Genomic DNA, 12,541 nt, shown 5'->3' on the forward strand with positions numbered 1-12,541 from the left:
AAAATATGAATCATGTAAAGACGTACCAAGTTGAACGATATCGTATTAATGACAAAGAATTTGTAATTGAAGGTCCTATGTCTTACGATGATTTGAAAGCGCTTACTTTTGATGAACATTTATCATCTTTTAGAGATCCAGAAGATCAATTTGAAGCATTGCTTGAAATAACGACTTTAAAAGAAGGTAGAATTTATATTGTACGTCTAGATCAATTGATTGTTGGTTATGTCACCTATCATTATCCTGATGAAATTGAAAGATGGTCTACAGGAAATCTCCCATATTTAATTGAACTGGGAGCAATTGAAGTAAGTATTAACTTCAGACAATTACAATTAGCAGAAAAACTTATCCAACTTAGCCTTTCTGCCCCTGAGTTTGAAGATTATATTGTTATTACTACAGAATACTATTGGCATTGGGATTTGAAAAATTCGAAATTAGATGTTTTTGAATATAAAAAAATTATGCAACGTTTAATGGCAACGGGTGGTCTAGAAATTTTTGCTACGGACGACCCAGAAATTACTAGTCATCCAGCTAATTGTCTAATGGCAAGAATTGGCAAACACATTTCTATAGAACAACAACAAGCGTTTGATGATATTCGTTATATGAATCGGTTTTTCTTTTAATTTTTGGAATATCGGGGAGGGATTATATGCCAAAAAAATTAACTAAAACTGCATATGTTTATTCAGATAAATTATTACAATATCGCTTTCATGATCAACATCCCTTCAATCAAATGCGTTTAAAATTAACGACCGAATTACTATTGGATGCGAATTTATTAGACCCAGAACAGATTGTACAACCTAGAATTGCAACTGATGATGAACTAATGTTGGTGCACAAATACGATTACGTCGAGGCTATTAAACATGCATCTCATGGAATTATAAGTGATGATGAAGCCAAAAAATATGGTCTAAACGACGAAGAAAATGGTCAATTTAAACATATGCATCGACATAGCGCAACTATTGTTGGAGGAGCTTTAACGCTTGCAGACCTTATCATGTCAGGAGAAGTACTAAACGGTTGTCACTTAGGCGGTGGGTTGCATCATGCACAACCTGGTCGTGCAAGTGGATTTTGTATCTATAATGATATAGCAGTCACAGCAAAATATCTTGCCACTAAATATCAACAACGAGTCTTAGTTGTTGATACCGATGCCCATCATGGTGATGGAACACAATGGAGTTTTTACGCAGATAATCATATTGCAACTTATTCTATACATGAAACTGGTAAATTTTTATTTCCTGGTTCAGGTCATTATACTGAACGTGGTGAGGATATTGGCTTTGGACATTCAATTAATGTTCCTCTCGAACCATATACTGAAGACGCTTCATTTATAGAATGCTTTAAAATGACAGTTGAACCTGTAGTTAAAGCATTCAAACCAGATATTATTTTAGGTGTCAATGGTGTGGATATACATTATCGTGATCCACTAACACATTTAAATTGTACGCTAAAGTCATTGTATGAAATACCATATTTCGTAAAAAAATTAGCTGATCAATATACAAATGGGAAAGTTATCATGTTCGGTGGCGGTGGCTATAATATTTGGCGTGTAGTTCCACGTGCTTGGAGTCATGTTTTTCTTAGTTTGATTGATCACCCTATTCAGACTGGTTACCTTCCTTTAGAGTGGATTAATAAATGGAAACATTATTCATCTGAATTATTACCAAAAAGATGGGAAGATCGTCTAAATGACTATACTTATATACCTAGAACTAAAGAAATCAGTGAGAAAAATAAAAAATTAGCCATGCATATCGCTAGTTGGTATGACTCAACACAAACATGATACACAATTTTAAAATGTAAAATAAAGAGCATTCATCCAAAAGCCAATATGCTTATTAGATGAATGCCTAATTCACGTTAAATTATTTAGTGGTACCACGATATTCAATTCTATGTGGTAAAACAACATTTGGTTCTTCTATTTTTTCATCGTTCATATATTTAGTCAATAAGCGCATCCCTACTGCACCAATATCATATAACGGTTGAATTACACTAGAAAGTTGTGGTCTTACCATCTCAACTAAACGAGTATTATTAAAGCTAATGATTTGTAACTCTTCAGGAACTTTAATACCCGCATCCATTGCACTATGCATAATTCCAATAGCTTCTTCATCACTAATACATAAAATAGCATCTGGTAGATTGCCTTTCATTTTAGCGAATGCTTTTACGCCTTCTTTATAACTTTCAGCACCAGTGCAATTTAATGCATCACCTAATTGTAAACCGTTTTTATCTAGTACTTCAGTTAGACCTACTAACACATCTTCTTGAGCTTTTTTAGAATGCTCGCCACCAACTAAAGCAAATGATTTTGCACCTTTATCAATTAAATGCTTTGTAATTTCTTTAGCAGCTTCAGTAAAGTCAATATTTACTGATGCAATATGTGCTTCTTTTCCATTTGTTCCTGATACTACAACCGGCACAGATGATTGATTAATCAATTCCTTCATTTCTTCAGTTATTGTACCACCAAGGAAAATAATACCATCAACCTGTTTACTTAATAAGTTGTTGAAAATCTCCTTTTCTTTTTCAGGATCATTATCCGAATTAGAAATAATTGAGTGATATTTGTACATTGTTGCGATATCTTCTAAACCACGCGCTAATTGTGAATAGTAGATATTAGAAATATCTGGGATAATAACCCCTACAGTTGTAGTCTTTTTGCTTGCTAAACCTCTAGCAACAGCATTAGGACGATAATTTAATCGTTTAATGACTTCATTAACTTTATTTTTAGTTTCTGCTTTAACATTTTGGTTCCCATTTACAACACGTGACACAGTGGCCATTGAAACACGTGCTTCTCTTGCTACATCGTATATAGTAACTGTCATAATTTCCTCCTTGTAAACGTTTTATTCATTATAATAACATGCTTTCATACCATTTTCATAGTTTACCATATTTTAAATTACAGTAACATATTTTTGTTTGAAAAATCCTACAGAAATCTTGATATAAAAGCAATGTTCAAATGATAATAGTCGATATATTTTAATTTTATATAAACTTTTTTCATTTTTAATTGTAATATTTCGAGAAAGCCTTTTCAAACGCCATTTACATTTGTTAAAAAATGTTCACATTTTAGAAACAATTCAACGCGTTTCATTATGCGCTGAATTATGATACCAATCATGATTATAATATTATAATGTTCATAAACTTTGGTAAAATTGCTACACCGCTAATAAAATTCAAATGCCCTAAGCCTGAATAAAAAAACAATAGCCACCCTAAGATATACTTCTCTTAGAATGACTATTAATTTTAAAATGAAGTTAAATGTTATTTTAACTTTTTAGCATTATATAAGTCAGCTAATGGCTTTAATTCATTATAAAATGCTTGGAATTCATCTAAATCCATTTGTTGACCAGCATCACTTAAAGCTACTGACGGGTCAGGATGTACTTCTGCCATTACACCATCAGCACCGACTGCTAAAGCAGCTTTCGCTGTTGGAAGCATTATATCTTTACGTCCTGTACTATGTGTAACGTCAACCATCACAGGTAAATGCGTACCTTGTTTTAAAATAGGAACTGCAGAAATATCTAATGTATTACGTGTTGCTTTTTCGTATGTACGGATACCACGTTCACATAAAATAATGTTTTGGTTGCCTTGTGAAGCAATGTATTCAGCTGCATAAACAAACTCCTCAATTGTCGCCGATAAACCACGTTTTAATAGAATTGGTTTATTTGTACGACCAGCTTCTTTTAACAATTCGAAGTTTTGCATATTACGTGCACCAATTTGGAATACATCTAAATAGTCATCTGCAATTTCAAAATCATTTGGATTTACAATTTCACTAACTACATTTAAGTCATATTTGTCTTTAATTTGCTTAAGTATTTTTAAACCTTCAACACCTAAACCTTGGAAATCATATGGTGATGTACGCGGTTTAAACGCACCACCACGAATAAATTTTTCACCTTTAGCATGTAAATTTTTAGCAACTGCTTCAACTTGCTCAAACGATTCAACTGAACATGGTCCAAACACAAATGATTTGTTGCCATCCCCAATAATACCCCCATTATCGAACGTCACAATCGTATCTTCTGGTTTCAATTTACGAGATACGTACAAATGTTTTTCATTTTCAGATTTTTGTAAATCTGTAGAGGCTTTAAAAATTTCTTTAAACAATTGCTTAATTGTATTATCGTTGAATGGTCCTTTGTTGCTATCAATTAAGTCATTAAGCATTTCTTTTTCACGTTGTGGATCATAAATGCGTGTGCCTTGTTTTAATTTTTCTTCACCAATTTTTTGTGCTAACTCACCGCGTTTAGATAATAAATCTAAAATTTGATGGTTCAGTGAAACTATTTCACTTCTGTATGATTCTAATTTATTACTCATCCTTACTCACCTCTACGAATTTTTTAAGTATATTCCACTTTAAAGCGATAAAATATAATGTTAAAAAATATTCTAACATATCATATGTATAGTTCAACCCTAAATTGACAGAAAATATTTAATTTTCTAATTACATGACAAGTGACCGATATTTTTAATTTCTCAGTCTTTGTTGAAAAGTTATATTCTATATTGTTACCTAATAGCTTACGTTGATTAATTAAATAAGTGTTACCATTATATCTTATTTTGAATTAATATTGATGATTTTAAGAAAATTATTAGTCTCTAGTTTCTATTATAAATCTAAAAATCTCATACATTCAACCTAACACATCGATAATTTGTTTTGCTACTGTAGTATCTTTTTCATTTTCAGCTTAAAAATAAATATCTATAATACCACTATTTTTAATTAATGATGTTACAAACGACATAATTGCTCGGAATGTTCGAGTTGCCATTTCAAAATAATTTCATGATTAAATTCACACTATTATCTCTTATTATTTAAATGATTTCTATATAACTTATGGATAATTTTTAATCAAATTCTTAATGTGGCAAGTCACACTTATTACTTCTTAAAATTAACTATATGCTTAATTGATATATTACACCCAAAAACAGGTAAGCATCTGAATGCCTACCTGATCACTTTTGTTATTTTTAAATTTTATATTATATTAACTTTAACTAAGATGTTTTCTTATGCGACTTCATTTTATTTAGTCGTTAAAAGTGCGCTTTTCTATTTTACTTTTAGCAGGTTCAACTTTTGCTTTTGGTGACTTTGATGCTTTTGAATTATTATTACTTGATTGCTTAGCTGGTTTGCTTGTATTATTTTGCTTCTTAGCACCTTGTGTCGTCTTCTTATTATTTTGCTTTTTCTGACCTGAGGTTTTATTTGTAGAAGCTTTTGATGCATTTCGTTTATTTGAAGGTGTTGTTTTTTTAGTTTTTTTCTCACCAACAGTTGTATTTTTAGTTTTAGATTTCTTAGCTGGTTGCTTATCAACAGTTGAAGTGCTAGCTATTTGATTATCAGCATGACGCGTAATAACACCATTTTCAAATTTCGCATCTTTTTGTTTAATCGCATCTTTATCATCTGATGCTGTAGATGATTTAACTGAAGTATCAGCTTTTTCACCTTTCTTTTTAGTCACTAATTGTGGAATTTCTTTTAAGTCATTTTTAGCAACTGGTTTTTCAGCAAATAAAGCTTCGGTTAATTGACTCTCTTTTGAACCTTGCGTTAATTTAGCTTGCTTTTTCTTTGCAGCGTTTGCTAATCTTTCCGCTTGTGTTTCCACTTCATCTGCTTTGTTAGCTTCTTTCTTTGCTTCTTGATTTTCTTGCGCTTCTTGTGATGTGTCGCTTAAATTATTTGCACTTGCTTCTTCTTTTATTGCAGCTTGCTGTGCTTTTAATGTTGACGCATTTGCTTCTTTTGTTTTTACTTTTGCGCTCGCTTTAGTTTGCTCTTGTGCTTCTTTCTTTGCTTCTTGATTTTCTTGTGCTTCTTGTGATGTGTCGCTTAAATTATTTGCACTTGCTTCTTCTTTTATTGCAGCTTGCTGTGCTTTTAATGTTGACGCATTTGCTTCTTTTGTTTTTACTTCTGCGCTCGCTTTAGTTTGCTCTTGTGCTTCTTTCTTTGCTTCTTGATTTTCTTGCGCTTCTTGTGATGTGTCGCTTAAATTATTTGCACTTGCTTCTTCTTTTATTGCGGCTTGCTGTGCTTTTAATGTTGACGCATTTGCTTCTTTTGTTTTTACTTCTGCGCTCGCTTTAGTTTGCTCTTGTGCTTCTTTCTTCGCTTCTTGAATTACTTGCGCTTCTTGTGATGTGTCACTTAAATTATTTGCACTTGCTTCTTCTTTTATTGCAGCTTGCTGTGCTTTTAATGTTGCCTTTTCATCTTTAGATTTATTTAAAAAGCCTTCAACGCGTTCTTTTGTATACTCAACAGTTTCTTCTAGTTGTACTTTTCTTTCTTTAACCATTTTTGAAATTTCTTGTTCTTTAACTTTTAAATCGTCAGCCTTTTGGTAAACTTTATTTTTAAAATACAAACCTAGCGCCGAACCTACAAGCGCACCTGTTATAAAACTAACAACAAAATCTTTACGGTTAGGTAAGGTTTCATTTTGATACGTATGTTTATTTTTTAATGTTCTTTTATTATTTTGTTGTTGCGTCATAATTATATCCTCCTATAACAAATGCACTTAAATAAGTAACAACCTCATTTAAGTGCATTTGTTTAATTATTAATTATTTATCTACACGAGAAGTATAGCTGTGATTTGCATCATCTGCTACATTATTAGCTTTGTAATTTGCACTTCCACGACGGTAGTGTCTATTTTGCCATTTGTCAGCAATTTCCATTGCTACATTTGACCATTGAACAACTTGTGAGATTTTATCTTCATTTTGAGAAATATTATGTGTAATTGAATTTGTTACACGATCCACAGAGCTGTTTAACGTTTGAACTGAGTCACCGATACCTTTAACTGCATCTACAACTGAGTTTAAACGATCTACTTTACCTTGGATATCCTCAGTTAAACGGTTTACTTTGTGAAGTAAGTCCGTTGTTTCACGAGTAATACCTTGAACTTGACCTTCTACTCCGTCAAGTGTTTTAGCAACATAATCTAAGTTTTTCTTAACAGAATTTAACACAGCTACGATACCGATACATAAAATTAAGAATGCAATCGCAGCGATAATTCCAGCAATTGGTAAAATCCAATCCATTAAAAACGCCTCCTAATTAACATGTAATAATGTTATTAATAATAAATACCCATACTACTCTATTATAAACATATTAAAACGCATTTTTCATGCCTAATTTATCTAAATATGCATTTTGTAATTTTTGTATATCACCAGCACCCATAAATAAAATGACAGCATTATCAAATTGCTCTAATACATTTATAGAATCTTCAGTAATCAACGATGCACCTTCAATTTTATCAATTAAATCTTGTATCGTTAATGAACCAGTATTTTCTCTAATCGAACCAAATATTTCACATAAGAAAACGCGATCAGCTTTGCTCAAGCTTTCAGCAAATTCATTTAAAAATGCTTGCGTTCTAGAGAATGTATGTGGTTGAAATACGGCAACAACTTCTTTATGTGGATATTTTTTTCGAGCTGTTTCAATTGTAGCACTAATTTCTCTAGGATGGTGTGCATAATCATCAACAATAACTTGATTTGCAATTGGTGTTTCATTGAAACGACGTTTTACACCATCAAATGTTTCAAGTGCTTCTTTAATATTTTCAACATCTAGCTTTTCTAAATAACTAATCGCAATAACCGCTAATGCATTTAAAACTGTGTGATCTCCAAATTGTGGAGATAAGAAATGATCATAAAATTCTCCATTTACATATACATCAAATGCAGTACCTTTATCTGTAATTTGAATATTTTGAGCATAGATGTCATCTGTATCTTTAAAACCATAATAATAAATTGGAACATCTGCTTCAATCTTACGAAGATGCTCGTCATCACCCCAAGCAATAATTCCTTTTTTAACATTATGTGCCATTTCTTGGAATGCATCAAATACATCGTCGATATCTTTAAAATAATCAGGATGATCGAAATCAATATTTGTCATAATTGCGTAATCAGGTTTATAACTTAAAAAGTGACGTCTATATTCACATGCTTCAAAAGCAAAATAGTCACTTTCAGGTAGACCCATTCCTGTACCATCACCAATTAAAAATGATGTTTTTTTATCACCATTCATAACATGTGACAATAAACCTGTTGTTGAAGTTTTACCATGTGCACCAGTTACAGCTACTGAAGTATATTGGTCGATAATTTGCCCTAAAAAGTCATTGTAACTTACCACATCTAATTTTAGTTGATGTGCACGTACAATTTCTTCATGGTTATTTGCAAATGCATTACCTTGTATAACTACCATATCTTCTTTTATGTTATTAGCATCAAATGGTAATATTTTAATCCCCTTATTTTTAAGAGCAACTTCAGTAAAAACGTAGTTCTCAATGTCTGATCCTTGAACTTCATGACCTAAATCATGCATGATTTGTGCTAATGAACTCATGCCAGAACCTTTAATTCCGACAAAATGATAGTGTGTCATTATATAAAACTCCTTACTCATAATTATTCTTTATTTAAATCTGCTTCTGTAACATAAACATCCCTAGGTTTTGATCCATTAGCGCTCGAAACATAACCGAGTTGTTCCAATTGATCGATAATTCGTGCTGCTCTGTTGTATCCAATTTGGAAATGTCGTTGGATTAATGATGTTGAAATATGTCCTTCTCTAATCATAAATTCACAGACATCATCAAACAAATCATCTTGCGATTGTGTTTGTGTTTTTTTCAACAATTCTTTTTCTTCAAATAGATAATCAGGTTCTCTCTGCTGTTTAATAAACTCTACAACATCATCGATTTCGTCATCAGAAACAAATGTACCTTGTACCCTGATAGGTTTATTCATACCGCTACCAAGATATAACATATCGCCATATCCTAACAAGCGTTCTGCTCCACCACTGTCTAAAATCGTTCTTGAATCTACACTTGATGATACCATAAATGCGATTCTTGTTGGTATATTGGCTTTAATTAAACCAGTTATAACATTCACAGATGGTCTTTGCGTCGCAACAAGCATATGAATACCACATGCTCTAGCTTTTTGAGCAATTCGAGCAATAGACTGTTCGACTTCTTGAGGTGCCATCATCATTAAATCTGCTAACTCATCAATGACAATAACAATTTTAGGCATTCTTTCATCATAAGGTGCCTTTTTATTAAATGCTGTAATATTTCGAACATGGTAATGAGCAAATAATTTATAACGTCTTTCCATTTCTTCTACAGCCCATTTTAAACTTTGCGTTGCTGCTTTTACATCTGTAATTACTGGTGCTACTAAATGTGGTAATCCATTATATGGTGCCAATTCAACCATTTTTGGATCTATTAGTAATAAACGCAATTCTTCAGGATGATTTTTATATAGTAAAGACATCAATATACTATTGATACAAACTGATTTACCTGAACCTGTTGCACCTGCAATTAAAGCATGTGGCGTTTTAGCAATATCCATAAGTAATGGCTCATTATTAATACGATAACCCATAGCAACCGTTAATTTTGATTCGGCGTTTTTAAAGCTAGACGATTCAATAATTGAACGTAAATTCACAGTAGTTGGATTTTGATTTGGAACTTCAATACCAACACGACTTGTTCCCGGAATTGGCGCTTCTATACGAATATCTTTAGCGGCCAATGCCATTTTAATGTCATCTTGTAATGCAGTAATTCTTGAAACTTTAACGCCTTTTTCAACTGACAATTCAAATCTAGTAACACTTGGTCCTTCAGTTACATCTTGAACTTCAGCAGGTACATTAAAGTAATATAATGCATCGTTAAGTTCTTGCTTTTTATCTGCAATCCAATCTTCATTTGGCTCAATTACTTGTGGTTGCTCTAATAATGAAACACTAGGTAGTTTGATATTCGGACCTTTGCGAATCATAGGCTTCACAACTTGAGCAGATTCATTTGATGATTCTTGTTGTTGATTTGAATCAGACGCGCTGTTGTTTGCGTTTTGGTCCGCTTTATTTGTGTCATTATTTTGTTGTGGTTGAACTTCTTGTTCGTTTATATCAATAGATTGTGATACCTCTTTTTGATTTTCAAGTTGTATATCGTTATCTGTTGACGGTTCTATATCCGCATCTTGTTTATATATATCTTCCTGCGAATCATTTAAATGACTATTGTCGTTTTCTTCAGTTATGTTACTGTTACTTGATGGTGAAGAAACTTCTAATCTTTGGTTCGCGTCATCAATGATATCAGATTCTTCATGTGATGTATCAGCTTGTTTCAAATGTTCTTCTGTCTTAGTTGAATTTATATTTGCATTATCATTTTCAGAATCACTTGTCACATTCATGTTAGAGAAATCTTTTTGAGTTATTTGTTGATTGTGCTCAACATTATTTGTCGATTCTTTATCTATAATATTACAATCATTTGTTTTCACTTCTTGTGTTTCTTGACGCAATGTAGTTGTACGAACATTTTCTGATGTTGGTTTATTCTGATTTTGCTTATTTGTCACAGGTTTTAATTCAGGTACACTAACTTTTGATTGCTTTTTACGATCCATCATACGCTTTTTATCAGAAGGTGTCATAACTACATTAAAAGGTCGTTTACTAAATGACGAATTATTTTCTGTCTTTTTATTAGCTTGAACTTCTTGTTCTGAATGCTGTTGCTCCATATTTGAATGACTCTGATTAGATGATACAGAAGATTCAATATTGCGGTTTGAATCCTTTTCATCTGTCTCAGCATCATCATTATTATTAATATGAGAACTGTTATGAGAATCATCGACAAGTTTATTATTGTTAATATCATGAGCATTGTCACTCACCTTTTTATGACGTGGTGCAATCTCAATTTCATTATCAACTGTTTTATCGATATTATTAACTGGTATTTCTGTTTTTCCAGTTTCTTGAATCTCATTTGAATTTGTATGAGCTTCTGATTCTTCAGTGCTCATTTCCTCGATTTCTGTTTCATCAATTTGACGAGCATCTGCGTTATTTACTTCATAAAAATTAGCATCAGTAACCTGTGTTTCTTCTTGTTTATTATTTAATGAGTCGTTTACATCTACATGTGATACCAATTTTTCTTGATTACCATCAGTATCATCATGAATGGATTCTTGTGTTTGTTGTGTTGTCACATCTGTAACTGTTACATCATCATCAGAAAGTTGTTTTGTAGTTGAAACTTGATTTAAATTTACTTCTTCATAATTATAAGGACTTTCTTGACTACTAATTTCATCATGATTATCTGTCTCATAGTTATCAATGTCTGTATTACTAGAATTATTTTTTAAATTCTGTTTGTCATTATAATTTGTCTCATCATTGATATTTTCATCATGATTTTCATCATTTAATGAGCTCTCACCTATATACCGTTCTGCTTGCTTTGCATACATTTCATCAATAGCACGTTGTATCGTATCTTGATTTTCATTTTTATGCTCTTCTCGTTTTTGCTGTAGCGCTTTTTTAAATCGACGTTTCTGAAGTACTTTGCGCTCTCTTTCACGCCTAATTTCTTCAACAATTTGTGAAGCGTATATATTCTCAATTTTAATTGTGTTATCTACTTTTGAGAAATTTGGAGTTGATTTCTTAGTATTTGGCTTACTTTGTTCAGTAGATTGTGATATTTTTTTCTGTTGAGTATCAGAATTATTTTGCTTATCTTCTTGCACACCTTGCGTTTGCATTGATTGTGTTGAAGATATCTCCTTCTCAACGTTTTGCTTGTTAGTTTCTACTTTTTCTGATGTTTTACTAACTGGAATACGTCCGTTTTCTAATTTTTTTGGCTTCATTGTTCCAAAAATGGCTGATGGTACTTCTGAAGTCTTGAAACTTTCCTTATGGTAATCAGGTTTAGTTTCTTTAATGTGTTCTGTCGCTGTATTAGAAAATGACGTATGCGACTTGGGCTTTTTATTTTCATGCTCAATGCCATTTATTGCAGAAACATATGTACCAGGTTTACTTGTACGATATTGTGTGTGGTTTTTATATTTTATACTTTGTTGTGAATCATTTTGATTACCACGATGTCCACCTTGATTTTGTTCTTCAGTTGTTTGGTTACGTCTACGGCGATGTCTTTTTTGTGAACGTGAATCGTAGTCTTGTTTACGATAGTCTCGACGGTAATGTTCATTTTCTTCTGAAACAAAATCTTTTGATTGTGATGCTTCTTCACCCTCAAAAGTTACATTCATAGGAAAACGGAATTTCCCCCTCGGACGACTATAAATATCATTATTTTGAGGCAGTAATGAGTCATGATCGTTTTCTATATTTTGTGATTCTTGACGTCTTTTTTTCTTTCTATGAATCAGGTTATCATTTGAATCATTATCTTCGCCGAATAATTTATCAAACCAGCTCATATTTTCACTACCT

8 protein-coding genes are annotated in these 12,541 nt (G+C 32.1%); 2 read left to right on the plus strand and 6 right to left on the minus strand.

What is annotated here, in order from left to right:
* Positions 1-5 precede the first annotated feature (5 nt).
* Positions 6-638 carry a hypothetical protein gene (locus SAMSHR1132_RS08270; RefSeq protein WP_001017042.1) on the plus strand — a complete coding sequence of 211 codons (633 nt, stop codon included), beginning with the start codon at positions 6-8 and terminating at the stop codon, positions 636-638.
* A 26-nt stretch (positions 639-664) separates the two neighbouring features.
* Positions 665-1,834: an acetoin utilization protein AcuC gene (locus SAMSHR1132_RS08275; protein WP_001124872.1), complete on the plus strand. Its 1,170-nt coding sequence runs from the start codon at positions 665-667 to the stop codon at positions 1,832-1,834.
* Between the two features lie 82 nt (positions 1,835-1,916).
* Here the strand turns inward: SAMSHR1132_RS08275 and ccpA are convergent, their stop codons facing one another.
* The 6 genes from ccpA to SAMSHR1132_RS08310 all read right to left on the minus strand — a co-directional run bounded on the left by ccpA (position 1,917) and on the right by SAMSHR1132_RS08310 (position 12,528).
* The gene (ccpA, locus tag SAMSHR1132_RS08280; protein WP_000219069.1) at positions 1,917-2,906 is read right to left on the minus strand and encodes a catabolite control protein A; all 990 of its coding nucleotides are present in this window, start codon (positions 2,904-2,906) and stop codon (positions 1,917-1,919) included.
* 454 nt (positions 2,907-3,360) lie between these two features.
* Complete coding sequence (locus SAMSHR1132_RS08290) at positions 3,361-4,452, minus strand: bifunctional 3-deoxy-7-phosphoheptulonate synthase/chorismate mutase (RefSeq protein ID WP_000066377.1); 1,092 nt, start codon at positions 4,450-4,452, stop codon at positions 3,361-3,363.
* 728 nt (positions 4,453-5,180) lie between these two features.
* A complete protein-coding gene (locus tag SAMSHR1132_RS08295) occupies positions 5,181-6,662 on the minus strand; it encodes a coiled-coil domain-containing protein (protein WP_000193968.1) in 1,482 nt (493 codons plus the stop codon).
* Positions 6,663-6,735: 73 nt separating this feature from the next.
* Entirely contained in the window at positions 6,736-7,227 is a 492-nt protein-coding gene (locus SAMSHR1132_RS08300) for a DUF948 domain-containing protein (RefSeq protein WP_000383812.1), read from the minus strand.
* 73 nt (positions 7,228-7,300) lie between these two features.
* A complete protein-coding gene (gene murC, locus SAMSHR1132_RS08305; protein WP_000150159.1) occupies positions 7,301-8,614 on the minus strand; it encodes a UDP-N-acetylmuramate--L-alanine ligase in 1,314 nt (437 codons plus the stop codon).
* 23 nt (positions 8,615-8,637) lie between these two features.
* Positions 8,638-12,528 carry a DNA translocase FtsK gene (locus tag SAMSHR1132_RS08310; protein ID WP_000118331.1) on the minus strand — a complete coding sequence of 1,297 codons (3,891 nt, stop codon included), beginning with the start codon at positions 12,526-12,528 and terminating at the stop codon, positions 8,638-8,640.
* Positions 12,529-12,541: the final 13 nt, after the last annotated feature.

Source organism: Staphylococcus argenteus, from assembly GCF_000236925.1.
In the GTDB taxonomy this organism is placed as follows: Bacteria; Bacillota; Bacilli; order Staphylococcales; family Staphylococcaceae; genus Staphylococcus; species Staphylococcus argenteus.